Raw genomic sequence first — 26,368 nt, 5'->3', positions numbered from 1 at the left:
GGCTGTATCTCAAATGACGTATAAGGTAGTGATTCAGGACATACGAGACGCCCGCATGCATCGCATCGGCTATGTGGTCACGGACGGATTCCAGGTGCTCTCCCTGGCCACCCAGACGGTCTTCGAGTTCGCCAACCTGGTCGCCGGCGAACCCGTCTACAGCATCGGCTACTACTCGCCGTCCGGCGGGCTCGTGCGCTCCTCGCTCGGGCTTGCCATGGACACCCGTGCGCTGCAGGCGCCGGGACTGGCCGACACCTGGATAGTGGTGGGCGTGAACGATCCGGTGGCGAGCGAAACCGCCCCCGCCGTGCTCGATTTCGTCCGCAAGGCTGGCCACCAGGCGCGCCGCACCGTCGGCATCTGCACCGGCGGTTTCGTCCTTGCCGAGGCCGGATTGCTCGCCGGGCGCCGCGCCACGACGCACTGGGCCTACGCCCAGGCGCTGCAGAACCGCCACCCGGAGGTCACGGTGGAGGCGGATCGCATCTACATCGTCGATGGCCCCTTCTGGACCTCGGCCGGAATGACCGCCGGCCTCGACCTCGCCGTCGGCATGGTGGAGAAGGACCTGGGCGCAGACGTCGCGCGCTCGGTGGCGCACAAGCTGGTCATGCACCAGCATCGATCCGGCGGCCAATCGCAGCACTCCGAAATGCTCGACCTCGCTCCCAAGTCCGACCGCATCCAGAGCTCCCTGAACTACGCCCGGCAGCACCTCAAGCAGCCGCTGGGCGTGGAAGACCTGGCCGCGGTGGCGCACCTCAGTCCGCGCCAGTTCACCCGCGTGTTCACCGCCGAGACCGGGCAGTCGCCGGCCAAGGCCATCGAGGGGCTGCGGCTGGAGGCCGCCCGCCTGATGATCGAACAGAGCCGCCACTCCCTCGACGTGGTGGCACGGGAGACGGGCTTCCGCGACCGCCGCCACCTGCGCGAAGCCTTCCTGCGCGGCTTCGGCGTGCCGCCACAGGCGGTACGCCGGGATGCGCGCCAGGTGCTGACGAGCCACGCCAGCCTCACCGATGCGACATGAAGGAAGGCCGCGGTGGCCGGATTCTTCGGCATGACGCCCCGCGCCAGCGCCTGTCGCCGGCCGAACCGGCCATCGAGAAGCGAGAGAATCCGCAGGGATTTGCACGGATTCAGGTGCTCCAGAAGGCGACTTCGAATACCCTTGGGCCAGGCAATCAACCAAGAAGCTGTGAATTGAACGATGGGTTTTGAACAACTAGCGGTGCTCCGTGACCGCCTCCGGGCTGAAAAAGAGCAGGCAAAGGCTGACAACGCAAAGCGCCCTCAACGCAAGTCCACGCCAAAGGCAAAGCCTCGCGACCAGGACCCTGCGGTGGAAGCGATCTGGAAACTGCAGAAGCACTTCCCCCTGGCCTTCCCGGTCAATCCGGCGCCCAAGGTTCCGCTCAAGGAAGGCATTCTCAAGGATGCCGAGCAGCACCTGGAGCAGCTTGGCCTCACCAGCGAACAGCTCAAGCTGGGCATCGGCACCTGGTGCAAGGGTGCGCGTTACTGGGGCTGCATGGTGGAGAATGCGCCACGCCTGGACTTGAACGGCCAGGTCGCCGGCACCGTGACCGCCGCCCAGGCACTGCACGCCAAGCAACAGGCGGCGCGCCAGCGCAGCCAGGAGCGACGCCTGCGAGCCAAGTCGAAAGCGCAGGCTGAGGCGGCAACCCCCGCTGCCGATGCGACGGTGCAGCCGGCCGAGGACTGAGCCGCTGCCGCGCCCCTCTGCGTGAGCGGCCGTCCCGCGCCTGCACTACCGGGCCCGCATGCTTCTACCTGGATAGTCCTGTACGGCTTCAGCCGGATCCAGGCCCCCCTCTCCCTTCCGGGAGAGGGGAATACAGGCACGGACTCACAGAAGAAGACCGTTGCTTCTGCCGCTTCTGCGCAAACGGCCTGCCGCCCGGCAGCGGTGCGCTAACCTGCCGGCTGCTCCTGATCGAGCGAGCCGCAGCCGACCGCACTCCCCCGCAATGCCGCCACGAAGCGCTGCAGCATTTCCCCCTGCCCGCGCCCGCAGGCCAGCGCCACCGTGGTGCTGCAGCCCTCATCGGCCAGCGGCACGAAGACCACCGATCCCGGGGCCAGGGCCCGCATGCTTTCCGGCAACAACGCCACGCCGAAGCCGGCCTGGATCAGTTGCAGCTGCGTGGTCTTGCGTGACACCACCTGGGCGGCGCGGGGGAAGAAGCCGGCCTGCATGCACAGGGCGGCGGACTGGTAACTCAGGCCACCGCGCTGGCCGTGGGGAATGGAAATGAAGCGCTCGTCGCGAAGCTCGGCCAGGTGCACGCAGGCCGCCTGCGCACGCGGGTGTTGCGCTGCCACGGCGAGGTACAGCGGCTCGTCGAACAGCGGGTGAACGTCCACCTCGTCGTGCTGGCGCAGCACCGGTAACCGCAGCAGGCCCACATCCAGATTGCCTTCGGCGATGTCCTGCAGCTGGGCTTCGGACGATTGCTGGGCGATCTCCAGCGAAACGTCGGCGTTGTCGCGCAGGTAGGCGCCGATGCGTTCCAGCAGCAGGCCGGCCAGGGGCACGGTGCTGGAATGGTTCAGACGCACACTGCCGCGCTGGCCGCGGCCGATGTCCTGGGCCAGGCGCTCGGCTTTGTCGAGGTCGGCCAGCAGTTTGCGCGCGCGCTGGTAGAAGGCCTGGCCGGCGGCGGTCAGCCGGGGCTGGCGCGCGGTGCGCTCGAACAGCGGCGTGCCCAGGTGCTGCTCCAGCTCCTTGATCTGCCGGCTCAGGGCCGACTGCGCGATGAACAGGTTATCGGCGGCGGCGGTGAAGCTCCCGCAGTCGGCAATGTCGACGAAGTAACGCAACTGGCGAACGGAGGTCATGCGTGCGATCTCGTTTCGAGATGGGTCAAGGCGATTTTCCATATTAGTCAGCATGGCTGGGTCTTGGCTAACCTGTGCCCACGTCCTTCGTTCCGGGTTCGCCATGCTGGAGTCCGCCGTCGCGCTATTGCCCTTTTCCGCCCTCGAATGGTTGCTGGTGCTGGCCGGTATCGCGGCGGCCTACGTGGTGTTCGGCATCGCCGGTTTCGGCACGGCGCTGGTCGCCGGGCCGGTGCTGATCCACTTCATGCCGTTGTCGCGGATCATCCCGCTGCTGGTCCTGCTGGATTTCGTCGCCGCCTTCGGCAACTGGCTGCCGGCGCGCAAGGCGGTGGTGCGCAATGAGCTGCTGCGGCTGCTGCCGTGCATGGCCGTGGGCTGCACCCTGGGCGTGGTGTTCCTGTTGCAGCTCAAATCCGACGTCCTGCTGTTGCTGATGGGGCTGTTCGTCACCAGCTATGCGCTCTACAGCCTGGCCGTGAAGGTACGGCCCGATCGCCTGGGCGCCGCGTGGGCGCTCCCGGCGGGCACGGTGGGCGGGCTGTTCGGCGCCCTGTTCGGCAGCGGCGGGTTTCTCTACGCGCTGTACCTGAATGCCCGGCTGGCCTCTACCGAGCAGGCCCGCGCCACCCAGAGCGCGTTGATCAGTTGCAGCACGGTGGTGCGCCTGGGGCTGTTCCTGCTGGCGGGCGTGTATGCCGACCGCGCGTTGCTGCTGCTCGCGTTGGTGCTGCTGCCGGTGATGGCAGCGGGCTTGTGGGTGGGCCGGCGCCTGACGCAGCGTCTGTCCCGCGATGCCTTCATCCGGCTGGTGACCTGGTTGGTGCTGGCCAGCGGCGTGGCCCTGATCGGGCGCTACTTCAGCTCATGAAGCGCCGGGGAACCGGCCAGCCGTTCAGGGCTGGCCACTCGACGCGCCGCTTCAGCCGCGCGCCAGCAGATGCCCATACCCCGCCGCGCGGGTGAAATCGGCCAGGTGCCAGAGGCTGCCGTTCGCGCCCCAGGTCCCGTCGGCGACCTCCTCCAGCTGGATCGAGGTCATCAGCAGACGCTCGTCCTGCGGCTCCACGCATTGCGCGATGGCCTGGTGCAGGGCCTGCACATAGTCCCTGCGCAACGGCTCGTCGAGCACGCCGGCCGGCACCTTGACCGTGACGATGCAGGGGATGGCCTGGGCGTGCAGGTTCCCGCCGCCGCAAAGCCAGTCGGCTGCGCGCACCTCCTCGACGAGCACCCAGCACAGGCTGCGCTGGCGCGGGTCGGGGCCGATCCGCTCGCAGGCGATGGCGGCCTCGCTGACCGCCGCCAGCAGGCGCTCGCGCTGCGGCTCGGGGAACGCTCCGGTGGGGACCTTGATCAGGATGTTGGGCATGTTGGATCACTCGTCGATGAAAGGAGGCGCTATTGGGCCAGCTCCCGCCATCGGCGCGACAGTGACCGATCCGTCTTCTTTCGCGCATAATCGGACAATGCATGATTTCACCCTGTTGGTCGTTCCGGGGGCCTTCGCCTCCAGCGTGACCGCCACCCTGGACATCCTCGCCACCGCCGCTACCGTCGCGCAACGCCGCGGCCTGGCTGCGCCACGCTGGCGCGTCTGCGGCCCGCAGCCCGGCGCCGTGCCGCTGGGGCATGGCCTGCAGCTGCACGTCGAGGCGCTGGAGCACAGCGCCGGTGACCATTCGTGCTGGGTCATCCCCGGAATCGGCGTGAGCGACGCCGCCCTGCTCCCGCAGCGCCTCGGGGAGCCGTGGGCGGCGCCCCTCCTCGCGGCGTTGCGCACGCACCTGGCCAGCGGCCGGGAAATCGCCGCGTCCTGTTCCGCGGTGTTCCTCCTGCAGGCAGCCGGGCTGCTGGACGGGCGGCGGGTGACGACCTCCTGGTGGCTGGCGCCGCACCTGCAGGCCGTGGCGCCGCACTGCCGGGTGGACCCGGATTTCATGGTGCTGGCCGATCCCCCGCTGACCACCGCCGGCGCGGCCTTCGCGCAGACCGATCTCATGCTGCACCTGCTGCGCCGGCGCCTGTCGCCGGACCTCGCCGATGCGGTGGGCAAGGCCCTGCTGCTCGACCGCCGCCGATTGCAGTCCCCCTTCGTCATCCCGGCCATGCTGGTGCAGGACAATGCCCTGGTCTCGCGCCTGACCGCACTGATCGAAGCGGCGCTGCCGGCGCTGCCCGGCGTGAGGGCGCTGGCGGCCAGCGTCGGCATGTCCGAGCGCACCCTCTCGCGCCACGTGCACAAGGCCACCGGGCACTCCACCCGGCACCTGATCCAGCGGGTGCAGGTGAACAAGGCGCGGGCGCTGCTCGAAGCCGGCGGCTGCTCGGTGGAAGCCGTCGCGGCGCAGGTGGGCTACCAGGACGCCACGGCCCTGCGCCGCCTGATGCGCCGCCTGCTCAACGCCAGCCCACGGCAATTGCGCCAGGGCTGATCGGCCGCCGGCGCCGCTACTCGCCCGGCACCTGCCGCAAGGTCTGCAGCAGCAGGCTGCGCAAGCTGTCGACCGCCCGCGAGCCCTGCGACGCACGGCTGCGGTAGACGGCCACCTGCATCGGCTCCAGCGGCCCCAGCCCGTGCTCCGCGCCCAGCACCTGGAAGTGCTCCGGCACGCTGCACTGGGTCAGCACCGCCACCGCCAGGCCGCTTTCCACGGCGGCGATCTGTCCCGCCAGGCTGGAACTGTTGTACACCACCTTGTAGTCCCGCCCCTGCAGGGCCAGGCAGTTGATCGCACTGCGCCGCGCCAGGCTGGTGTCCTCGTAGACCGCGATGGGCAGCGGTTCGCGGCGCCACAGTTCGAAATGCGGGGAGCCCACCCAGACCATGGGTTCATGGAACAACAGCGTGCCGCGTCGCCCGTGATCGCGGGAGACCAGCGCCAGGTCCAGGTCGCCGCTGGCGACCCGCGGGATCAGCGAGGTGGACTGCTCGCAGTTCAGCTCGATCTCCACTCCGGAATAGCGCTGGGCGAAGCGCTTGAGCACCGGCGTGAGGTACTTCGCGGCATAGTCATCGGGCACCCCCAGGCGCACCCTGCCGGTGAGGGCTTCGCCGTGGAACGCGGCCTGGGCCTGCGCCTGCAGGTCGAGCATGCGCCGCGCGTAACCCAGCAGGGTCTGGCCATCGGCGGTCAGTTCCAGGCTGCGCGGGCCGCGCACCAGCAGTTGGCGACCCAAGGCGCCTTCCAGCTTCTTCAACTGCATGCTGACCGCCGACTGCGAGCGATGAATCTCGCCGGCGGCGCTGGACAGCGAGCCGGCATCGACCACGCTGACGAAGCATTTCAACCAGTCCAGCTGCAGGTCATGGGGAGTCACGCCGGCCCTCTTCCACTTTCGATTATCGAATACTACGTGCCAGTATTATGCGCTTCTCGTGTTCAACCGCCAGCGCCACACTGGCGCCATGAGCACACATGAATCGACGGCAACCGCCGCCAGCCTGCCCCGCACCACCGCGCCCAGCGCCCGCGCCGGCGGAACGCTGCCCTTCGTCCTGGGCAGCGTGGTGCTGGGCACGATTGGCATCTTCCTGCACCAGTCCGGCGCCGATCCGCTGACCGCCACCTGGTTCCGCTGCGCCTTCGGCCTGCTGGGCCTGAGCCTCTGGGCGATCTGCCGCCGCCAGCTGGGCAGCCTGTTCCCTGCCCGCAAGACGCTGCTTGCCGTGCTGGTCGCAGGCGCGCTGATGGTGTTGGCCTGGGGTCTGTTCTTCGCCGCCATCGAACGCACCTCGGCCGGCGTGGCGACGGTGCTGTTCCACGTCCAGCCGCTGTGGGTGCTGTTGCTCGGCGGCCTCTGCCTGAAGGAGCCCATCGCCCGGCGGCGCATGGCCTGCGTGGCCGTCGCCATGTTCGGCCTGGTACTGGCGACCGGCATCCTCGAGCACCTGTCGCTGTTCGGCGCGCAGCAGGCCTACCCGGCGAGCTACTGGTGGGGCGTGGGCTTCTGTCTCGTCGGCGCCTTGTGCACGGCGTGCGTGACGCTGGTGGCGCGCACGCTGCAGCAGGTGCCCGCGGGCATCCTGGCCTGGTGGCAATGCGCGATGGGGACGCTGGTGCTGCTCGCCTGGCCTATCCTGCACGGCTGGCCGCCGCTCGGCGCGGCCTGGGGCTGGCTGGCCGGGCTGGGGCTGCTGCACACCGGGCTGGCCTACGCCCTGCTCTACGCCGGCATGGCGCGGCTGAACACCGACCGGATCGCCGTCTACCAGTTCATCTACCCGGCGGTGGCCATCGTCATCGACTGGCTGGTCTACGGCCAGCACCTCGGCCCGCTGCAGTTGGGCGGCATCGCGATCATGGCGATGGCCATCGGGTACGCCGAACGGGCCGAGTGAACGCGCCCATCGGCCAGGGTCGCGCTGGCTCAGCCACCCAGCGCGATGATCGCGAACAGCAGCGCCGTGCCCACCACCGCCAGGGCCAGGCCGCCGGCCCACGGGGAGCCGCCGGAGTAGCGCGCGAGCATCCAGCCGGAGAGGAACAGCATCACCAGCGCCACCGCGTTCGAGGCGCGGATCGCCGGCCCGGTCTGCGGGATCAGCAGGAAGGGAATCACCAGCGGAAAGGTCGCCAGCACCACCAGCAGGAAGGTCGCCAGCGCGCCCTTCAGGTCCGCCCAGCCGATCCGCGCCTGCACCGGCGTTCCCACGGTACCCAGCAGGCGCACGCGGAGCATTTCCAGCCCCTCCGCGCCGGCCGCCGTGGCGATGCGCGGCGGCAGCGCGGCGGCGATGAGGTCGTGCCCGTTGCGCGGGTCGGCGCCGCCCTGCAGTCGCTGCAGAAGCGTGCGGCTGCGGGTGCGCTCGGTCCAGGTGCGCATCAGAAAGATCACCGCGTCGGCCAGGCCCCAGGCCAGGTTGCAGCCCAGCGCGGCGATCAGCATGGTGCGCGCCTCCTCCCGCCCCGAGGTCGCCACGCTCAGCGAACCGATGAAGGTCATGGCCATCAGCAGCCCGAAGATCACTTCGGTAATGCGGTCCACCGGTTCCAGCACCCGCTGCCAGGTGCCCTTCTCCACGTTGTCCATCGCTTGCCTCCAGGCGGCTTTGCGCACGGTTCAGGTCGAATCGCCGGTCATCCCAGGCGGACGATATCCACCGAAATCTCCACCGCAGTCAGCGTGCCTCGGTTCTCCAGCCAGTGCACGGTGGCGTGGTCCTCCGGCCAGCCCACCCCCGGTCCGTAGTCGGTGGCGATGCCGTTGCGATGGTCGGTGATGGTGCCCTGCAGGATGAACACCGTGCCGGGCCGGTCCACGTGGTCATGCACCGGCCCGAACACGCCGCCGGGCTCGATGGTCACCCGGCGCATGCGCAACTGCCGGCCGGCCATGCCGTCGATCTCCGGACCGAGGTCGACCGAGGACAGCAGCTCCACCGTCACGCCCCGGGTTTCGGGTGCCACCTCTTGGCTGTTCATCACGCGCGCCTCGCTGTGCGACTGCCTCTCTGTGCCAGTAAAGACGCTGGATCGAGCGATTCGAAGCGAGGCGACAAAGGGTCGTTTCAGCCCGTCGCCGGCAGCGGGTCGAGGATCGCCACGGCGCGCACGAAGCCGGCGGAGGCGTGGCGGATCTTGTAGGGGAAGCAGCTGACCAGGAAGCCGTGGTCGGGCAGTTGCTCCAGGTTGGCGAGCTTCTCCATCTGCCCGTAGCCGATGTCGCGCCCGGCCTTGTGGCCTTCCCAGATGATCGACGCATCGCCGGAGGCGGCGAAGCGCTCGCGGGTGTATTTGAACGGCGCGTCCCAGCTCCAGGCATCGGTGCCCACCACCCGCACGCCGCGCTCCAGCAGGTAGAGCGTGGCCTCGCGGCCCATGCCGATGCCCGCCTCCAGGTAGCCCGGCTGGCCGAACAGGCTGCCGGCACGGGTATTCACCAGCACGATGTCCAGCGGCTGCAGAGCATGGCCGATGCGCGCCAGCTCCGCTTCGACCTCGGCGGCGGTGACCACGTGGCCGTCCGGCAGGTGGCGGAAGTCCAGCTTGACGCCCGGTTGCAGGCACCATTCCAGCGGCAGTTCGTCGATGCCGAAGGCCGGCTTGCCGCCATCGGTGGTGGACGCGTAATGCCACGGCGCATCCATGTGGGTGCCGCTGTGGGTGGTGATCTGCAGGCGCTCGGCGGCCCAGGATTCGTCACCGGGCAGGTCCTGCTTGCGCAGGCCGGGGAACATCGCGGCCATCTCCGGCCAGCCCTGCTGGTGGTCCATGTAGTCGATCCTGGGCAGCAGCGGCGGCGGGTCGGTGTAGGGGTTGTTGTCCAGGGTCACGGAGAGGTCGAGCAGGCGGCGCTGGTTGAGGCTCATGCGGAGATTCCTTTGCGGGCGGCCGCGCGATTGCGACGCGGCGGCAGGTCGAGGGCGTTGCGCAGCAGGCCGGCCACCGAACCGTCGTGGCAGAAGCCCAGCTCGCGGGCGAGCGGCGTGCGCAGCGGCGGATAGGCGCCGAACAGCGCTTCCAGCTGCGGATCGGGGTCGAAGGCGATGCGCGCGCGGTTGGCCTGGCCGAAGCAGGCGGTCAGCCCGTCGAGCACCTGGGCGATGGTCAGCTGCAGCACCGGCAGCTGCCAGACACGCTGGCTGCCGGGGTCCTTCAATTCGGCGGCATGCAGCAGGTTGTCCACGCAGCAGCGCGCCGACATCCACCAGGCGCTGGCCGCCGGCGATACCGGGCAGGTGTAGCTCTCCCCCGCCGCGAAGGCGTGCAGCAGGTCGCTCATGAACGCCGAGCGCAGGCCGTTGGGCTCGCGCGGGCGGGCGACGATGCCGGGCAGGCGCAGGGCGCGGCCGTCCACTTCGCCACGGCGGGCCAGGTCCTGCAGGGCGATTTCCACCATGCGCTTGTGCGCCGCATAGGACAGCTGCGGCGCCGCCGCCTGCTGCTCGTCCATCCGCGCCGGCAGCCCGCCGCCGTACACCGCCACGCTGCTGGCGTACACCAGCACCGGCGGTCGCGCGGTATGGCGCAGCTGATGCAGCAGTTCCAGGCTGGCCTGCAGGTTGACCTGGTAGCCCAACTCGTACTGCGCCTCGGCGGCGCCACCGGGCACGCTCACCAGGTGGAACACCACGTCCACGCCATCGGCCAGCACCCGCCGCAGCAAGGCCGGGTCGGTGACGCTGCCGTAGTGCCGGCGCAGGCGCGCATCGTCCGGCAGGCCATCGAGGGACTGGTCCAGCAGCAGCAACGCCTCGATGCGCCGCCCGCGCAGCTCGCCCGCCTCCATCAGGCGGCGCACCAGCAGGCGGCCGACGAAGCCATTGGCCCCGCTGACCATCACGCGCATGGCCAGCCCCCTTGCACCACGCGCTGGTCGATGGCGCCGAAGAGCACCTCGCCCCGCTCGCCGCGCGCCTCCATGCGCACGCGGTCGCCGAAGCGCATGAAGCCGGTGCGCGGCGCGCCGTGGGCGATGGTCTCGATGGCGCGGCGCTCGGCGATGCAGGCCGAGCCGACGGAGCGATCGGCGTTGGACACGGTGCCCGAGCCGATCAGCGTGCCGGCACTGAGCCGGCGCGTCAGGGCGGCGTGGGCGATCAGCTCGTGGAAGCCGAAGTGCATGGCGCCACCGTGGGGGTGGCCGAACCAGTCGCCATTCCACTCCACCGTCAGCGGCAGGTGCACGCGGCCGTCACGCCAGGCGTCGCCCAGCTCGTCCGGGGTCACCGCCACCGGGGCGAAGCTGCTGGCGGGCTTGGCCTGGAGGAAACCGAAGCCGGTCTTCATCTCCCGTGGCGCCAGTGCGCGCAGGCTCACATCGTTGAGCTGCAGCACCAGGCGCACGTGCTCCAGCGCGCGCTCGGCCGGGCAGCCCATGGGCACCTCGTCGAGCAGCACGGCGAACTCGCCTTCGAAGTCGATGCCATGGGCCTCGCTGGGCAACGGGATGTCCGCGCGCGGGCCGAGGAAGTCGTCACCGGCGCCCTGGTAGATCAGCGGGATGCGCTCGACGCCTTCGATGGGTTCCAGGTGGAAGGCCTTCTGCATCAGCTCGCCGTGGCTGAGGAAGCACGAGCCGTCCAGCCATTGCCAGGCGCGCGGCAGGGGCGCGGCGAGCTGCGCCAGGTCCAGCTCGAAGGCGCCGGCCACGGCGTGGTCGTTGAGCCGCCGGTACAGGCGCTGCAGGTCATCCACCAGCAGCGGCCAGTTGTCCAGCGCGGCCTGCAGGGTGGCGGCGATACCGCTGGCATCCACCGCCTGGGAAAGGTCGCGGGACACCACCAGCAGGCGGCCGTCGCGGCTGCCGTCGTCGAGGGTGGCGAGCTTCATGGCAGCAGCTCCTTCAGCGCATCGGCGTAACGGCCGTCGAGGAGGATGAAGGCCATCCGCGCCATCTGCTCGGTGCGGTTGCTCCAGGCGTGGTTGGTGCCGCGCTGCACCACGATGTCGCCGCGCTTCAAGTGCACCTCGCCATCGTCCAGCACCAGCCAGACCTCGCCTTCGGTGACGATGCCGTAGTCCAGGGTCTGGGTGCGGTGCATCAGCTTGTGCTTCGAATCGGCCTTGCCGGTGCCGGCATGGGATTGGCCAATTTCGGCGAAGACCGCCGCGGCGTCTTCGTCGCTGACCTGGTTCTGCACGCTGTCCGGCGGGATGTCCACCACGCGGATGACGCTGCCCAGGGGGCCGGGGCTGAGCTGCAGCGGCTGCGCGGTGGGGTCGTCGCCGTTGTCCAGCGGCGCCGGGCTGCCGAGGCTGTTCCAGACCTCGTAGAACAGCGTGCCGGGCACCGCCTTGAGCGGGAAGTTGTTCGGCGTCGGGCCACAACTGGCGACCACCGCCTGGCCCTGGGCATCGTGGCCGGTGACCACACGTTTGAAGGGGGGAAGCTGTTGCATGGTGTCTCCTTTCAATTGCCGTCGCCGATGGTCGTGCCACCGTCGACGATGAGGTTCTGTCCGCTGATGAACGCGCCGCCGGGGGCTGCCAGCAGCAGGGCCAGGGCTGCGACTTCCTCGGGTCGGCCGACCCGGCGCAGCGGCGTGAGGGCGAGGCGGCGCTGCATCACCTCGGGGTTGTCGGTCAGCGGGCGGGCGAAGTCGGTGTGGATCACGCCGGGGCTGATGGCGTTGACGCGGATGTTCGCCGGCCCCCACTCCACCGCCAGGTTGCGCGCCAGTTGCGCCAGGCCCGCCTTGGACAGCCCGTACAGGCCCAGACCCTTGTTGCCGCGCACCCCGGCGATGCTGGCCATCAGCACGACGCTGCCGCCGCCGTGTTCGGCCATGGACGGCAGCAGCGCCGTGGTCAGCCACAGCGCACTGCGCAGGTTGACGGTGAAGGTCAGCTCCCAGTCGGCCTCGCTGGCCGTGCCCAGGGGCCCCATGTGCGGCGCCACGCCGGCGTTGCAGACCAGCGCATCGACGCGGCCCAGATGCGCCAGGGCCTGCCGAGCCATGGCCTGCACGGCCTGGCCATCACGCAGGTCGGCGGGCACGGCGAGGGCATCGATGCCCTCCTGCGCCAGCGCCTGCACGGTTCGCGCACAGTCCTCGGCGCTCTCGCTGCTGATCGCCAGGCGCGCGCCGCAGCGGCCGTATGCGCGGGCGATGGCCAGGCCGATGCCACGGGTGGCGCCGGTGATCAGCGCGGTCTTGCCGGCCAGGGAAAACAGTTCGTTCATAGCGCCCCCGCCACCGATGCCACGCGGCGACCGCGCAGCAGCAACAGGCACAGCGGCGCCAGCACCAGCTGGACCACCGCCACCCGCAACAGGGCATGGGGGAGTTGCTCGGCGACCCCGCCGGTGAGCGCCAGCACCAGCAACGGGCTGACGAACTCGCCGGCGAAGATCGCCGCGGTGAAGCCGCCGGTGGCGCGCCCACGCTGCTCGAAACCGACCTGCTGCATCACCTGGGTGATCAGCGTCGGCAACAACAGTCCGACGCCGACCCCGTTCAGCAGCACGGCGAGGACTACCGGCGCATGGCTGGGCGAGAGCGCCATCAGCGCGCCGCCCAGCCCCGCCGTGGCAAAGCCCAGCGCCAGCAGACGGCGCGCCGGCAGGCTGGCGAGCAGGCGGAAGGTCAGCGCGCCGGCGAGCACGCCCAGCTGGTTGGCGCCCATGGTCAGGCCGATCTGCTGCGGGCCATCGACGTGCAGCAGCTGCAGCAGGTAGCCCGCCTGTACCGGCACGATGAACAGGCTGACGCCGGCCAGCACGGTGAGCAGGTACAACGGCGCCAGCGCGGCCCACGGGAATGCCCCAGCGCCCGGCGCCGCCTGCTCGACGCGACGCGCCTGCGGCTCCCACAGCAGCGCAGCCATCAGCGGCAGGCACAGCACGCCCACGGCGTAGAGCGTGAACGGCGTGCGCCAGCCGCTCTCCCCCAGCGCGCCGCCCACTCCCATGAACAAGGCCGCGGACAACGAGGTGGCGACCATCTGCAGGGCGAACAGGCGCTCGCGGCGCTGGCCGTCGAAGTAATCGCCCATCAGCGTGGTGCAGCAGGTCATGATCCCCGCTTCGGCCAGGCCGATGCCGGCGCGGCTGGCGACGATCAGCCCGAGCGAATCCAGCCACAATGGCAGCACCCCGCACAGGCTGTAGAGCAGCATGCTGGCCAGCAGCAGCGAGCGCCGGCCGACGCGGTCCGCCAGCACGCCGGCCAGCGGCGCGAGGAAGGCGATCACCAGCGCCGGCAGGGTCAGCGCCACCGGCACCAGCACGGCGGCGCCGGGGGTGTCGGCAAAATGTGCCTGCATGCGCGGCAACACCGGCGCGATGAGCACCGCGCCGAGCACCGGCAGGCAGCTGCCGAACAGCAGCAACAGGGCTTGTGCGCTGGAGGCTTGGCGTTCAGTGGTCATTGCGCACCTCCACACCGGCTCTTCATGTAAATCGCGGATGCGTATGACCGCGCCTGTAGGAGCGAGCTTGCTCGCGAACATGCTTCGCGGCGGGGTTGGTTCGCGAGCAAGCTCGCTCCTACGAAAAGCAGCTCGGCGCGGCTGGCGAATTCCCGCATCGCAGGCGCGCGGGGACAGCGCCATGGAATGATCAGGCAAGGCATCGGGCGGTCCTCTGGTTGTTGTTGGATTCGCAGCCATCGCTGTTGTGGTGGATTTCCTCCAGGTGGTGCGCCGGCTTGGCGCGCTGTGCCTGGCGCTGCGGCAAAAGGAAATACGCCAGAGCCGGCAGCAGGATCAGCGCGCCGACCATGTTCCAGACGAACATGAAGGCCAGCAGCACGCCCATGTCGGCCTGGAACTTGATGGGCGAGAAGATCCAGGTGCCGACGCCGATGGCGAGGGTCACGCCGGTGAGCATCACCACCTTGCCGGTGAACAGCAGCGCGCGGTAATACGCTTCGGACAGGCTGGCGCCCTGGCGCAGCTGCGCCAGCACGATGCTCATGACGTACAGCGCGTAGTCCACGCCGATGCCCACGCCCAGGGCGATCACCGGCAGGGTCGCGACCTTCACACCGATGCCCAGCGCCACCATCAGCGCCTCGCAGAGGATCGAGGTCAGCACCAGCGGCAGCACCGCGCAGAGCACCGCGCGCCAGGAGCGGAAGGTCACCAGGCAGAGCAGGATCACCGCGCCGTAGACCCACCAGAGCATGTCGCGGTTGGCCTGCTTGACCACCTGGTTGGTGGCCGCCTCGATGCCCGCACTACCGGCGGCGAGGAGGAAGGTCGCTTGTTCGCTGTCGTTGTCGCGGGCGAAGGCCTGCACGCTGTCCACGACCTGCGCGAGGGTGTCGGCCTTGTGGTCGGTGAGGAAGGCGTAGAGCGTCAGCAGGCTGCAATCGTCGTTGTACAGGCCACGGGGCGCGTTGGCGGTGACCATGTTCAGGGTCGCCTGGTTGTTCACCAGCTCGTACCACTTCGGGCTGCCTTCGGAGAGGCCCACCAGCACGCGGCGGTTGAGCAGCGCCAGCGAGTTGGTCGAGTCCACGCCCGGCAGGCCACGCAGTTGCCAGTCCAGGTCATCCACGCGCTTGAGGGTGTCGTAGGCCGAGCAGGCGCCGGGCGGGGTCTGCACCATCACCGCGAAGACGTCGCTGCTGGCGCCGTAGTGGGCGGTGACGAAGGCGTTGTCGCGGTTGTAGCGCGAATCCGGGCGCAGCTCGGGAGCGCCGGCATCGAGGTCGCCGACCTTCAGGTGCAGGCTCACCGCGTAGCCGCCAGCGGCCATCAGCGCGGCCACGGCAATGCAGGCGGCGGCCCAGCGGCGCCGGGTGAACAGGTCGAGGAAGCGCCACAGCGCATGCTTGTCCGCCCCGCTCGCCTCGGCCTCTTCGGCGCGCAGGCTGCGGCGCGCCGCGCGGGCGCTGACGCCCAGGTAGGAGAGCAGCACCGGCAGCAGGATCAGGTTGGTGAAGATCAGTACCGCGACGCCCAGGCTGGCAATCACCGCCAGGTCCTGGATCACCTGGATACGGATGATCATCAGCACGGCGAAACCCACGGCGTCGCACAGCAGCGCGGTGAGCCCGGCGAGGAACAGCCGGCGGAAGGTGAAGCGCGCCGCCACCAGGCGATGCATGCCGCGGCCGATGTCCTGCATGATGCCGTTCATCTTCTGCGCGCCGTGGCTCATGCCGATGGCGAACACCAGGAACGGCACCAGCACCGAGTACGGGTCCAGCTCGTAGCCCAGCAGCGGCAGCAGGCCGAGCTGCCAGATCACCGCCACCAGCGAGCAGATCACCACCAGCGCGGTGCTGCGCACGCAGCGGGTGTACCAGTAGAGCACCACGGCGGTGATGGCGATGGCGGCGGCGAAGAACAGCAGGATCTGCTTCAGCCCGTCGATCAGGTCGCCCACCACCTTGGCGAAGCCGGTGATGTGGATCTCCACGCCCTGCCCCTGGAAGCGCGCGCGCAGGTTTTCCAGCTCCCGGGCGAAGGCGCTGTAGTCCAGCGCCTGGCCGTCCGGGGTCTTCTCCAGCAGCGGCACGTAGACGATGCTCGAACGCTGGTCGAAGGCCACCAGCTGGCCGATCTCGTTGGAGCGCTCGACGTTGCGCTTGAGTTCTTCCAGTTTCGCGGCGCTGCCATCGTAGCCGTCGGGAATCACCGGGCCGCCTTCCAGGCCGTCCTCGGTCACGCCGGTCCAGCGGGTCGAGGGTGTCCACAGCGACTTCATCGCCGCACGGTCGACGCCGGGCAGCAGGTACACCGCATCGTTGAGCTGCTGCAGGCTGTGCAGGTAGTCCTTGTCGTAAAGGCTGCCGCGCGGGTTGGCCACCGCGATGCGCACGGCGTTGCCCAGCCCGGCCAGCTCCTGGCGGTGCTCCAGATAATGGTGGATGAAGGGGTGCTCGCGCGGGATCGTCTTCTCGAAGCTGGCGTTGAGCGTCAGGCGGGTGGCCTGCCAGCCCAGCAGCAAGGTCGCCGCCAGGCACAGCAGCAGGACCAGCGCGCGGTGGTTGAACAGCGCGCGTTCCAGCAGCGAGCCGGAGGTGCTGTCGAAGTCGTCGAGGCGGCCGCTGGACGGCGCAGGGGAAGTGGTGGCGTGCATGGCTCAGTCCGCGCGAGAAGGTTGGGAGGAAGGCGCCAGGCGGCGCGCACCGGCCATGCCGACGGCGACCAGGGCGCCATCGGCGGTAACGGTGGCGGCGGCCAGCGGCAGGCCGTCGGAGACCGGCAGCGGCTGCGCGGCGAAGTGCGCCAGGTCGCTGCGCAGCAGCATCCCGGCCTGGTTGGCGAGCAGCAGCTGGTCGCCGGCCACGCGGATGCCGTTGACCGAAGCGGGAATCGGGTTGACCAGCGGCTGGAAGCTTTCGCCGGCATCGTCGGAGGCGTACAGGGTGCCGCGCAGGCCGCCCAGCAGCAGGCGTCCGCCGGGCAGCACGGCGGCGGCGAAGTAGCTGCCGTCGTAGGGACTCTGCAGGGCATCGAAGTGGGCGCCGTCATCGCGGGAGCGCAGCAGCAGGCCCTGCTCGCCGGCGACATACAGGTCGCTGCCGTGACGGGCCAGGGCATACAGGTGCAGCCCGCGCCGATTCGGCAGGCGCTCCATCGCGGATTGCCAGCTGCGCCCGCCGTCTGCCGTGCTCAGCGCCAGGCCGTAGGCGCCGACCACCAGGCCGTGGCGGGCATCGGCGAAGCTCAGGGCCAGCAGCGGTTTGTCGGCGCCATCAGCGACCAGGCGCTGTGCAGCGGCGATACGCGCGGCGTCGCCGGAGGCCCCGGCGGCCTGCTGCTCCAGGTCCGCGGCGCGCCGGCCGTCGAGCTGCAAGGCCCAATGCTCGCCGCCGTCCTCGCTGTGCAGCACCACGCCGGCGTGGCCGATGGCCCAGCCCTGTTGCGCATCGATGAACTGCACGGCCGTCAGACCGGCGCTCACCGGCACCGCCGTGGCCTGTCGCCAGGTGGCGCCGTTGTCGTCAGAGAGCAGCACCACGCCACGCTCGCCCACCGCCACCAGGCGCTCGCCGGCGCGGGCCACATCCTGCAGCACCGCACGCAGGGCCTGCGGGCCGTGCACGGCGGGCTGCGCCAGGGTATCCGGGCCGTTACCGGCAAGGGCCGCCGGCACGGCGCAGCAGGCTGCCAACAGACAGGCGGAGAGAGTCTTCTTCATCGCACGCAACCTTTTTTTGTCATCGCTACAACGGTTTCGCTACGGAGCTTCCCTGTAGGAGCGGGCCGTGCCCGCGAATCGCGAGCATGGCTCGCTCCTACAACAGCCATGCGCCGGAGCCGGGCCGAGCCGCGGCGGGTTCGCGAGCAAGCTCGCTCCTACAGGTGCCCCTCAGCGCACGCCCTCGCCCGCCATGGCGTCGGCGGTGAACACCGAGTCCTTGTAGGGCGGCACGATGCGGTACTGCTCGCTCTTGCCGGCGAACAGGTCGCCGGCGAACCAGGCCCCGGAGAGCAGGTCGTAGAAGCCGTTGGTGAGGGTCACCACGCCGGGCAGGTCGGGCAGTACCACCGGCGATGTCCAGACCACCTTGGCCAGCTGGTTGCGGGCGTCGTAGCGCTCGCCGAGCACGGCGGCCCAGGTGTCCTCATCGAGGTAGTAGGTGCTCCTGGGCATGACATGGCGCTGGCCGTTCTTCAGGGTCGCCTCCACCACCCAGACGCGGTGCAGCTCCCAGCGGATGGCGTCGGACTTCAGGTGGTGCGCATCGAGCAGCGCCTCGCCGTTTTCGGCGGTGAAGACCTTGTTGACGTTGTAGGGGATGTACATCTCCTTCTTGCCCACCAGCTTCCAGTCGAAGCGGTCGACGCGGCCGTTGAACACGTACAGCTCGTCGAAGCTCATGACTCCGGCGGTGGCCGGCGTCGGGGTGTCGCAGCAGGCATTGGGCAGGCGACGCACGCGACGCTGACCGGGCAGGTAGGTCCACACCGCGGCCTTGTCGGCGTTGAGGTTTTCCAGGCCGGTGATGGCTTCGCCGGCGCGCAGCGGCGGGCCGTCGTTGGTCATGCGGATGGACCAGAACACGCCCTTGTCGCCGGTGCCGCCCGGCAGGTACCAGGGCATCTGCAGGTCGGCGCGGGAGTCGTTGGTCAGCACGTGCTTGCCGTCGGCGGTGGTCAGGTACTGGTTGAAGCTGGCGTGCCAGGAAGCGCCGCGCCAGCGCAGCAGGTGGTTCCACATGGCTTCCACGCCATTGGCCGGAATCGGGAACGGGATGCCCCCGGCGGCGCCCTCGGGCATCGGCCCGGCGGGGCCGTCCACCAGCTTGCCGCTGGTGGCGTTGGCGAAGGTGGCGTCGTACACCGACTGCGGCGCGGCGGCGCTGCGGTGGGTCGGGTAGACCTGCAGGCGGTAGCTGTCGGGGTACTTCTTCAGCATCGCCTGGATGCCGGGAGTCAGCTTGTCGGCGTACTGCGCCATGTTCTGCGCGGTGATGGTCAACTGCGGCTTCTCGCTGGCGAAGGGGTCGCCGCGCTTGCCGCCGTCCTGGTAGGCCGGGTCGACCTGGGTGTAGCCGCCGGTCCAGGCCGGGATGCTGCCGTCGGCGTTGCCGGCGCGCTCGCCGCCCAGCGGGGTCAGGCTGGTTTTCAGCTTGCCCGCCTCCTCGGCGGACACTGCGCCGAAGGCGCCATGGGCAAACAGCAGGGAGACACTCAGGGCGGTGAGCAGGGAAACGACTTTCTTGTTGTGTTTCATCGGGCAGTCCTCGGTCAGAAGGTGCGGCTGACGGTGAAGGCGATGAAGTCGCGGTCTTTCAGCGACTGTTCGTAGGTGTAGTGGTTGTCGGCGTCGAGGAAGGTGTTCTCCGGGCCGTAGTAATGCGTGTAGGTCAGGCCCAGGTTCCAGGTGTTGAGGTAGTTGCCCTTCAGGCCGATGTTCAGGTCGCCGCCGTGGTCGGTGCCAAAGCCGGTGCCCAGCGCTTCCGACGCGCCGTTGGTGTAGCTCGCGCCGATGGGCACCGAGAGGTCGAGGCCGGGGTAGATCTGCCGGTACATCGGTTCGAACACCAGGCGCAGGCTGGTGGCGTCGCGGTCGGCGTTGGGGTCCACGGCATCGGCGTTCTGGCTCACGCTCATCACGCGGTTCCAGGCGATCTCGCCGAGGAAGCTGGATTCGGCGGCGACGAAGTTCGGCTCCAGGCTCGCCAGCCAGGAGAAGTTGGCGTGCAGCGTGCGGCCGGTGGCGTAGACCGGGTCATCGTCGTTGTCGATCGCCTCGCCCGGCGCCAGCGCGTGCTGGCTGGTGGAGGCCAGCGGCTGGTTCCAGCGGGTGGACAGCTCGCCCGCCACGTTGAAGTTGCCCAGCGTGGTGGAGAAGCTCGCCCCCAGCGCCTCGATGCCCTCGGGGTAGACCCAGTAGTACTCGCCGGCCTTGCCGGTGACCGGATTGAGGTTGGCGAAGTCCGGGCGCACGTTGAGTTGCGGGCTCTTGTCGTGGAAGCGGATGGCGTAGACGCCCCAGTCCACCGTCTCGGTGCGCCAGCGCAGTTGCACGCCGCCCTGCCCCGAGTCCTTGGCCTCCTTGTCGTTGCCGCGGTAGAAGGCCAGCGGCTGGCCACCGGGCATCACCGGAGCGCCGACGAACATGCGCTCGCCGCCGTCGCCGAAGAAGTCGTCGTTGGAGAAGTAGCTGCCGGCGGCCGGCAGGCGGTTGGCTTCCCACTCGAACTGGTAGTAGGCGCCCAGGGAGACGTCCGGGGTCAGCTGCAGCTGACCGGAGACCTGCTGCACCGGGCGGATCAGTTCCTTGAACTGGGTGTTGGGCACCGACAGGCCCTTGACCACGTCGACCGGCGCCATGCCGCCGGCGATGCCGTTCATGCCGTAGAACAGGCTCTCGCCCCACTGCATGGCGTAGCGGCCCAGGCGCCCGGACACCGGCATCTCGCCGATCTCGGTCTTGCCGAAGACGAAGGCATCCAGCAACTCGCCCTTGCGCCCGTGCAGGGTGCGGGTGTCGTCGGTGAACTCGTCGTAGTCCACCGAGTAGCTGTTGGCGCGGCTGGGGTCGTTGTTGTCGGTGCCGCGGTTGTAGACATCGTCGTACCAGGCCGCGCCGCTGACCCGCGCACCGACGTTGCCGTAGGTGATGTCCAGCTCGGAGAGCAGGTCCAGGCGGTTGGAGATCAGGCCCTTGTCGAAGTTGCGGTCGCCATCGTCCAGGTTCAGCGCGGTCGAGCCTTCGGTGAGCTTGCTGCTGGGGTCCTGGGTGCGCCAGGCGGCGCTGTACTTCAGGGTGTTGTCCCAGCGCGCCCGCAGCTCGGGGTTGCCGGTGTCGAATTCGAAGGCCTGGGCGTGGCTGGCGGCCAGGGCGAATAGCGCCAGGGTGAGGGGCTTGAGCGGCGGCAGCGGCCGCGCGGTTGCACGCGTGCGAGTCAACATCGGGGTTTCCTCTTTCTTGTTCTTGTGCGTCGGTGTTGGCGGTGGTGAGCCGTGGCGCGCCGTCAAGGCAGGGCGCGCCGGGCACGGGATCAGATGGGGCGCGCGGTGACCTCCAGCATCTGCTTGACCAGGCCGATGCGGTCGAAGGTCGGGTCGCGCTGGATCTCCTTCTCGCCGGCCAGCAGGGACATCTCGCTGATGTATCTGCAGCGCTCGAAGCGACGGCCCATGAAGCGCTGCAGCTGGTCGTCGAGATCGCCGCCGGCGGTCAGTTCCTCGGCCAGCACCACGGCATCCTCGATGGCCATGCCGGCGCCCTGCCCCAGGTGCGGCGTGGTGGCGTGGGCGGCGTCGCCGATCAGCAGCACGCGGCCGCGGTACCAGGGTTCGTCGACGAACACCGCTTCCAGCGGCTTGTAGACGACCTCGGCGCTGTCGCCGATCTGCCCGCGCAGCTCGCCGATCAGCCCGCCGAAACCGGCCAGGCGCTCGCGCAGGCCGTCAGCCAGGCTGGCCGGGTCCATCCAGGGGTTGCCCGGTTCGTGCGAGGTGGTGAAGAGGTACATCAGGTCATCGGCCAGCGGCACCAGCCCGGCGTTGCCGGCCGGCCCCTGGTAGTTGGCCAGGTGGTCGATGCCGGCGGCGCGCGGGAAGTTGTGGCGCCACACCGACTGGCCGGTGAAACGCGGCTGGTATTTATCGCCGAAGAGCAGGCCACGGACCCGCGAGAACAGGCCGTCGGCGCCGACCACCAGCGCGTAGCGGCCCTGGCTGCCATCGCTGAACAGCACGTCGACGCCGCTGGCGTCCTGCTCGAGGCTTTCCACCGAGGTGCCCAGGCGTACCTGGGTGCCCAGCTCGATGGCGGTTTCGCTCAGCACCTTGTGCAGCGCACGGCGGGAGATGCCGACGTTGGCCGGATACTGCGGGCCGGCCAGGCGCTGGCCGGGAATGCGCGCCAGCTGTTCACCGTGGGTGGTGTAGATGGCGACGTCCTCGAAGGCGTAGGCGGCATCCAGGTAGGCGTCGAGCAGGCCGAGGCGGTGCATCTCGCGCACCACGTTGCTCTGCTGGATGATGCCGACGCCGTAGACCGTCCACTGCGTCTTCAGCTCGACCAGGTCGACCGCGATTCCCTTGCGGCGCAGGGCGATGGCGGCGCACAGCCCACCAATCCCGCCGCCGACGATCAGCACGTTGCTCACAGTATTCATGGCATCTCTCACGTCTTGTTCTTGTTGTCCGCCCCGCGCTGCGCGGCGGCCGTTGTGTGTGCCCGTGGCACAGCTTCCCGGCGGTGCCGGGCTTTGACTAATCGAGTCCGCGGATGCGACCTATCGCGCGGCGCGATACCTCAGGCGTCCAGTTGCGCCAGCGGCAATAGCAGCCAGCCGTCCGCTTCGTGGTGTTGCAGCGCCGGCAGCACCTCGCCGCGGCAGGGGCCGTGTACGCAGGCGCCGTCCTCCGGCCGGAAACGCGCGCCGTGGGCGTAGCAGATGACCCACTGGCCATCGGCGCTGAGGAAGCGGTCCTTGCGGTACTCCAGCGGCACCGACAGGTGCGGGCAGCGATTGCGATACACGCGCACCCGCCCCTGGTGGCGGAGGGCGAACAGGCTGTCCGCGCCCCTGCCCTGCGGGTCGAAGCCGCGCGACTGCCCCTCGCCCAGCTCGTCGAGCCGGCACAGCGCCACGCACTCCACGGCTCAGCCCTGCTTGGGCGGCGGGCCGCTCGGCGCCCACTTCTCCCGCGAGGTGAAGAGGAACAGCTGCGAGTTGTCCGCCGACATCGGCGCCTGGCGCTCGGCCCAGGCGTCGTCGTGCTTGTCCATGTCGGCGTCGTACTCGATGTGGCAGCCCAGCGGGCTGTTGAAGTACCAGAACCAGTTGGAACCCAGCAGGTGGCGGCCAGGGCCCCAGAAGCTGGTCCAGCCCTTGTGCTGGAAGCGCGTGCCGGCCAGCAGTACCTCGGTGCCGCTGCCCAGGTGGAAGGTGAAGTGCTCGCAGCCCTGCATGTGCGGCGGGGTCTGGATCATGAAGAGGCAGTGGTGGTCGTCCATGCCGGCGCTGCGCATGAAGGGGCCGACGCCGACGAAGCGGTCGGTGGTGACGAAGCCCAGGCGGTCGCGGTAGAAGGCCTCGCCCTTGGCGGCGTCGGGCACGAAGTACACGACGTGGGACAGGGTGCGCGGCAACGCCGGCATGTCCGGTGTGATGCCCAGCTGGTTGAGCGGGCGCTGCGGCGCGCTGCCGGGGGCGTTGGTGAGGTCGGCCGGGGCCTCGAAGGCGCGGCGCCAGGAGACCTGGAAGGCAATGGCGAAGCCCAGGTCATCGACAGTGTGCAGGGTGCCGTTGTCGTCGCGATGCACCGCGCGGTCGCGTCCCAGTTCGTCGGCGATGGCTTCCAGGTCCGCGGTCGAGGCCACGCCGTAGACGGTCTCGCGCAGCGACGGGGTCGGCCCGAGCGGCGGCGGCAGGCTCGGGTCGTCGCCACGGCGGATGACGATGGCGGTGCCGTCCAGGGCCTCGAAGCGGCCGCCGTCGGCGTCCAGTTGGGCGGCCGTGAGGCCGTAGTCACGCAGGCAATCGGCACAGGCCTGGATATCGTCGACGCCGAACACCAGCGCGTCGAGTCCAAGAATGTTCATGGCTACCACTCCATTGAAATTATGATTCGGCGCCAGGCAGGGGGTCGCCGGTGGTGGGTCGCCGCGGCTCGTCGGCCGCTCGACTGGAGCGCAGGTTGAGGGCACGCCCGGCGCGCTGACCAATCGCATGTGGGGATGCGAGGCATCGGCAATCGCGATACCTGCCCGGCGGCCCATGACGCGGGGCGTTAGCCGCACAGCGGCGGCGAAGTGGTATTGACGTAGCGGGAATGCAGCGGGAAGGTATCGCGAAAATAACTACAAGAACCGTGAGCCATCGCCATGCGTTTTCACCACCTGGACCTGAACCTGCTGGTGGCGCTGGATGTGCTGCTCGAAGAGCAGAACATCACCCGTGCCGCCGAACGCCTGCACATGACCCAGTCGGCCACCAGCGGCGTGCTGGGGCGCCTGCGCACCTTCTTCGAGGACGAACTGCTGGTGCAGGTCGGGCGCAAGATGCAGCCCACGCCCTACGCCCTGGAACTGGCCACCCCGGTGCGCGAAGTGCTGCTGACGATCCGCTCCTCGATCACCGCCAAGCCGGTGTTCGACCCATCCACCAGCAAGCGCCACTTCCGCCTGGTGACCTCGGACTACCTGATCAGCGTGCTGTTCGCCCAGGTCATCCAGAAGATCCACCAGGAGGCGCCGCACATCACCTTCGAGATGGTCAGCCCCGGCGACAACAGCGCCGAGCTGCTGATGCGCGGCGAGGTGGACATGATGATCGTGCCCGAGCGTTACATCATCGACGGCCATCCGGCGCAGCTGCTGTTCGAGGAGGACCACGTCTGCGTGGTCTGGCGCGACAACCCCGCGGTGGGCGATGCCCTGACCCTGGAGCAGTACATGCAGATGGGTCACATCTCGGTGGGCTTCGGGCGCAACCGGCACCTGAGCATCGAGGACTGGTTCATGAGCCAGTACGGCTTCAACCGCCGCCTGGAAGTGATCACCAACGACTTCAACACCCTGCCGCAACTGCTGGTGGGCACCCAGCGCGTGGCCACCATGCACCGCCGCCTCGCCGAGCTGTACGCCCACTACCTGCCCCTGCGCATCCTGCCGCCGCCGGTGAAAATCCCGGTGATGCGCGAGTTCATGCTCTGGCACCGCAGCATGGAGGGCGACCCGATGCACCGCTGGCTGCGCGAGCGCATCCGCGCCTTCATCCAGAGCGTCGACCAGCAGCCGGACACCCTGCGCGCCTCCGCCTGAGCCGGCCATCGCCCCGGCCGCCGCAACGGCGCCGGGGCATCGCGTTTCACGATACCTCGCATCCCCACTCGCGATTGGCCGCGCCCCGCCCGGCCTGCGTACCTTCCCTGCGAACCGCGCCCTGCGTGCCTGCCGCTGTTTCCGGGCGCCGGCCTCAACGACCGCAGAAGGACAAGAAGAATGTTCCGTTACTTCCCCACCAATTACGTCTGGAATCTCTCGGTGGACCTGGCCATCGAGATGGGCGCCCGCCTGGGCGAGATCGAGGAAATGTGCGCCCCGCTGCAGGAGGCCGCCAAGCAGCCCGACGCCGCCGGCACCCGGGCCTTCCGCGAGACCTGGGCGACAATGGCCGACAAGCTCTGCGGCCTCGCCGAGGAAGACGAAGCCGCCGGCCGCCGCCTTTCCGCTGGCGAGAAGTACAACCGCGCCGCCACCTACTACCTCACCTGCGAACGCCTGCAGGCCCACGGCGCGCCGGGCCGCGAGGCGCTGTACCGGCGCTTCCTCGAGACCTTCGCCCGTGGCATCGACCTGGCCAAGGAAAACTGCGAGCGGGTGGAAATCCCCTACGAGGGCAAGCACCTCTCCGGCCTGCTGGTGCGCGCCGAGGGCGTCGACGGCCCGGCGCCGCTGCTGGTGCAGGTCAACGGCCTGGACTCGACCAAGGAGATGAAATACCGCGTCGGCCTGCCGGCCTGGCTGGCCAGGCGCGGCGTGTCCTCGCTGATCATCGACCAGCCCGGCACCGGCGAGGCGCTGCGCCTGCACGGCCTGACCGCGCGCTACGACAGCGAACACTGGGCCAGCCGCGTGGTGGACTGGCTGGAGAGCCGCGCGGACGTCGACCCCAAGCGCATCGGCCTGGAAGGCGTGTCCCTCGGCGGCTACTACTGCCCGCGCGCGGTGGCCTTCGAGCCACGCTTCGCCTGCGGTGTGGTGTGGGGCGCCAACCACGACTGGCGCGACGTGCAGAAGCGCCGCCTGGAGAAGGAAGGCAACTTCCCGGTGCCGCACTACTGGGCTCACGTGCAGTGGGTCTGGGGGGCGAAGGACATGGACGAGTTCATGGCGATCGCCGAGAACGTGCACCTGGATGGCGTGCTGGACCGCATCCGCGTGCCCTTCCTGGTCACCCACGGCGAGAAGGACTCGCAGATCCCGCTCAAATGGGCGCAGCGCACCTACGAACAGCTGGTGAACAGCCCCAGGCGCGAGCTGAAGATCTTCACCGAGCGCGAGGGCGGCGTGCAGCATTCGAGCTTCGACAACAGCATCAACGCCGGCCACTACATCGCCGACTGGGTCGCCGAAACCCTGGGCGGCCGTACCGCCTGACATCCCTTGCGCCGCTGCAAGCGGCGCTGCTCCCGCGGGGTGTCGGCCCCGCCCTCCCACGGCGCCCACCGGCGCCGTTTTCTTGCTGCTCGCTCCCCTGCAGGAGCGCTCCCATGGGCGCGATCGCGGGCATGGCCCGCTCCTACAGTTATCGCCGACGCTACCCTGTAGGAGCTGGCCACGCCTGCGACGGCCCTTGCGCCGAACTCAGGCCATAGGCGTAGGAGCGGACTCCGTCCGCGATGGCTGACCGGCAGAAGCGGCGCGAGGCAAGGCATCGAGTGCTTCCGGGCGCGGACCCTGTCCGCGGATCGCGGGCATGGCCCGCTCCTACAGTGGGCGCCGAAGCTGCCCTGTAGGAGCTGGCCACGCCTGCGACGGCCCTTGCGCCGGAGCATCACGGACGCAGCCCGCCTTCGCCCCACGCCACCCAGGCCATGGGCGTAGGAGCGGACTCCTTCCGCGATGGCTGACCGGCAGAAGCGGCGCCAGGCAAGGCACTCGAGCGGTTCCGGGCGCGGACGCTGTC

General features: G+C 69.5%; 25 protein-coding genes. 7 read left to right on the top strand and 18 right to left on the bottom strand.

The annotated features are described in order from the left end of the window. Positions 1-55 precede the first annotated feature (55 nt). Positions 56-1,033 carry a GlxA family transcriptional regulator gene (locus ACNFIA_RS08035; protein WP_416783874.1) on the top strand — a complete coding sequence of 326 codons (978 nt, stop codon included), beginning with the start codon at positions 56-58 and terminating at the stop codon, positions 1,031-1,033. A gap of 180 nt (positions 1,034-1,213) precedes the next feature. Next, the gene (locus tag ACNFIA_RS08030) at positions 1,214-1,729 is read left to right on the top strand and encodes a ProQ/FinO family protein (protein ID WP_259755768.1); all 516 of its coding nucleotides are present in this window, start codon (positions 1,214-1,216) and stop codon (positions 1,727-1,729) included. Between the two features lie 209 nt (positions 1,730-1,938). Here ACNFIA_RS08030 and ACNFIA_RS08025 read toward each other — a convergent pair whose 3' ends face one another. Beyond that, positions 1,939-2,865 (bottom strand): LysR family transcriptional regulator, encoded by a 927-nt coding sequence (locus ACNFIA_RS08025; protein WP_416783871.1) that lies wholly within the window; start codon positions 2,863-2,865, stop codon positions 1,939-1,941. Between the two features lie 103 nt (positions 2,866-2,968). Here ACNFIA_RS08025 and ACNFIA_RS08020 point away from each other — a divergent pair, with 103 nt between their 5' ends. Continuing rightward, positions 2,969-3,736 carry a sulfite exporter TauE/SafE family protein gene (locus ACNFIA_RS08020; protein ID WP_416783869.1) on the top strand — a complete coding sequence of 256 codons (768 nt, stop codon included), beginning with the start codon at positions 2,969-2,971 and terminating at the stop codon, positions 3,734-3,736. Positions 3,737-3,787: 51 nt separating this feature from the next. On the opposite strand, the gene ACNFIA_RS08015 is transcribed toward ACNFIA_RS08020, so the two are convergent. Next, the gene (locus tag ACNFIA_RS08015) at positions 3,788-4,237 is read right to left on the bottom strand and encodes a tautomerase family protein (RefSeq protein WP_416783867.1); all 450 of its coding nucleotides are present in this window, start codon (positions 4,235-4,237) and stop codon (positions 3,788-3,790) included. Between the two features lie 97 nt (positions 4,238-4,334). Between ACNFIA_RS08015 and ACNFIA_RS08010 the strand changes: the two genes are divergently transcribed. Then, entirely contained in the window at positions 4,335-5,300 is a 966-nt protein-coding gene (locus ACNFIA_RS08010; RefSeq protein WP_416783865.1) for a GlxA family transcriptional regulator, read from the top strand. Between the two features lie 16 nt (positions 5,301-5,316). Here the strand turns inward: ACNFIA_RS08010 and ACNFIA_RS08005 are convergent, their stop codons facing one another. Further along, on the bottom strand, positions 5,317-6,186 hold the full coding sequence (locus ACNFIA_RS08005; RefSeq protein ID WP_416783863.1) for a LysR family transcriptional regulator: 870 nt from the start codon (positions 6,184-6,186) through the stop codon (positions 5,317-5,319). Between the two features lie 88 nt (positions 6,187-6,274). Between ACNFIA_RS08005 and ACNFIA_RS08000 the strand changes: the two genes are divergently transcribed. Then, a complete protein-coding gene (locus ACNFIA_RS08000; RefSeq protein ID WP_416783861.1) occupies positions 6,275-7,207 on the top strand; it encodes a DMT family transporter in 933 nt (310 codons plus the stop codon). A gap of 29 nt (positions 7,208-7,236) precedes the next feature. Here ACNFIA_RS08000 and ACNFIA_RS07995 read toward each other — a convergent pair whose 3' ends face one another. The 15 genes from ACNFIA_RS07995 to ACNFIA_RS07925 all read right to left on the bottom strand — a co-directional run bounded on the left by ACNFIA_RS07995 (position 7,237) and on the right by ACNFIA_RS07925 (position 23,280). Beyond that, the gene (locus ACNFIA_RS07995) at positions 7,237-7,899 is read right to left on the bottom strand and encodes a hypothetical protein (RefSeq protein ID WP_416783859.1); all 663 of its coding nucleotides are present in this window, start codon (positions 7,897-7,899) and stop codon (positions 7,237-7,239) included. A gap of 47 nt (positions 7,900-7,946) precedes the next feature. Then, the gene (locus ACNFIA_RS07990) at positions 7,947-8,291 is read right to left on the bottom strand and encodes a cupin (RefSeq protein WP_259755778.1); all 345 of its coding nucleotides are present in this window, start codon (positions 8,289-8,291) and stop codon (positions 7,947-7,949) included. A gap of 86 nt (positions 8,292-8,377) precedes the next feature. After that, positions 8,378-9,178, bottom strand: a complete 801-nt coding sequence (locus tag ACNFIA_RS07985; protein WP_416783857.1) for a cyclase family protein — start codon at positions 9,176-9,178, stop codon at positions 8,378-8,380. Continuing rightward, positions 9,175-10,158, bottom strand: a complete 984-nt coding sequence (locus tag ACNFIA_RS07980; protein ID WP_416783855.1) for an NAD-dependent epimerase/dehydratase family protein — start codon at positions 10,156-10,158, stop codon at positions 9,175-9,177. The genes ACNFIA_RS07985 and ACNFIA_RS07980 overlap by 4 nt, the downstream gene beginning before the upstream one ends. Next, positions 10,149-11,141, bottom strand: a complete 993-nt coding sequence (locus ACNFIA_RS07975; protein ID WP_416783853.1) for a fumarylacetoacetate hydrolase family protein — start codon at positions 11,139-11,141, stop codon at positions 10,149-10,151. Before ACNFIA_RS07975 ends, ACNFIA_RS07980 begins: the two co-directional genes overlap by 10 nt. Next, positions 11,138-11,710 (bottom strand): cupin domain-containing protein, encoded by a 573-nt coding sequence (locus ACNFIA_RS07970; RefSeq protein ID WP_416783852.1) that lies wholly within the window; start codon positions 11,708-11,710, stop codon positions 11,138-11,140. Before ACNFIA_RS07970 ends, ACNFIA_RS07975 begins: the two co-directional genes overlap by 4 nt. A gap of 11 nt (positions 11,711-11,721) precedes the next feature. Continuing rightward, positions 11,722-12,495 (bottom strand): SDR family NAD(P)-dependent oxidoreductase, encoded by a 774-nt coding sequence (locus ACNFIA_RS07965; protein WP_416783851.1) that lies wholly within the window; start codon positions 12,493-12,495, stop codon positions 11,722-11,724. Then, positions 12,492-13,682 (bottom strand): MFS transporter, encoded by a 1,191-nt coding sequence (locus tag ACNFIA_RS07960; protein WP_416783850.1) that lies wholly within the window; start codon positions 13,680-13,682, stop codon positions 12,492-12,494. The genes ACNFIA_RS07965 and ACNFIA_RS07960 overlap by 4 nt, the downstream gene beginning before the upstream one ends. A gap of 190 nt (positions 13,683-13,872) precedes the next feature. Then, on the bottom strand, positions 13,873-16,344 hold the full coding sequence (locus ACNFIA_RS07955; protein ID WP_416783849.1) for an efflux RND transporter permease subunit: 2,472 nt from the start codon (positions 16,342-16,344) through the stop codon (positions 13,873-13,875). A 3-nt stretch (positions 16,345-16,347) separates the two neighbouring features. After that, positions 16,348-17,409 carry a WD40/YVTN/BNR-like repeat-containing protein gene (locus ACNFIA_RS07950; RefSeq protein WP_416783848.1) on the bottom strand — a complete coding sequence of 354 codons (1,062 nt, stop codon included), beginning with the start codon at positions 17,407-17,409 and terminating at the stop codon, positions 16,348-16,350. Positions 17,410-17,580: 171 nt separating this feature from the next. Next, the gene (locus ACNFIA_RS07945) at positions 17,581-18,948 is read right to left on the bottom strand and encodes a DUF1329 domain-containing protein (RefSeq protein WP_416783847.1); all 1,368 of its coding nucleotides are present in this window, start codon (positions 18,946-18,948) and stop codon (positions 17,581-17,583) included. Between the two features lie 14 nt (positions 18,949-18,962). Further along, positions 18,963-20,633 (bottom strand): DUF1302 domain-containing protein, encoded by a 1,671-nt coding sequence (locus ACNFIA_RS07940; RefSeq protein ID WP_416783846.1) that lies wholly within the window; start codon positions 20,631-20,633, stop codon positions 18,963-18,965. 89 nt (positions 20,634-20,722) lie between these two features. Next, on the bottom strand, positions 20,723-21,847 hold the full coding sequence (locus ACNFIA_RS07935) for an FAD-dependent oxidoreductase (protein ID WP_416783845.1): 1,125 nt from the start codon (positions 21,845-21,847) through the stop codon (positions 20,723-20,725). 140 nt (positions 21,848-21,987) lie between these two features. Next, positions 21,988-22,335, bottom strand: coding sequence for a Rieske (2Fe-2S) protein (locus ACNFIA_RS07930; RefSeq protein WP_416783844.1), 348 nt, complete (start codon positions 22,333-22,335; stop codon positions 21,988-21,990). Positions 22,336-22,338: 3 nt separating this feature from the next. Then, a complete protein-coding gene (locus ACNFIA_RS07925; protein ID WP_259755793.1) occupies positions 22,339-23,280 on the bottom strand; it encodes a VOC family protein in 942 nt (313 codons plus the stop codon). A gap of 282 nt (positions 23,281-23,562) precedes the next feature. On the opposite strand from ACNFIA_RS07925, the gene ACNFIA_RS07920 reads away from it, so the two are divergent. Together ACNFIA_RS07920 and ACNFIA_RS07915 are read left to right on the top strand one after the other, a co-directional pair. Next, positions 23,563-24,501, top strand: a complete 939-nt coding sequence (locus ACNFIA_RS07920) for a LysR family transcriptional regulator (protein ID WP_259755794.1) — start codon at positions 23,563-23,565, stop codon at positions 24,499-24,501. Between the two features lie 180 nt (positions 24,502-24,681). After that, the gene (locus ACNFIA_RS07915) at positions 24,682-25,839 is read left to right on the top strand and encodes an alpha/beta hydrolase family protein (RefSeq protein WP_416783843.1); all 1,158 of its coding nucleotides are present in this window, start codon (positions 24,682-24,684) and stop codon (positions 25,837-25,839) included. Positions 25,840-26,368: the final 529 nt, after the last annotated feature.

Origin of the sequence: Pseudomonas sp. NY15437 (assembly GCF_048068435.1) — a bacterium.
GTDB classification, from domain to species: domain Bacteria; phylum Pseudomonadota; class Gammaproteobacteria; order Pseudomonadales; family Pseudomonadaceae; genus Pseudomonas; species Pseudomonas nitroreducens_B.
This window is presented reverse-complemented; position numbering and strand designations above follow the sequence as displayed.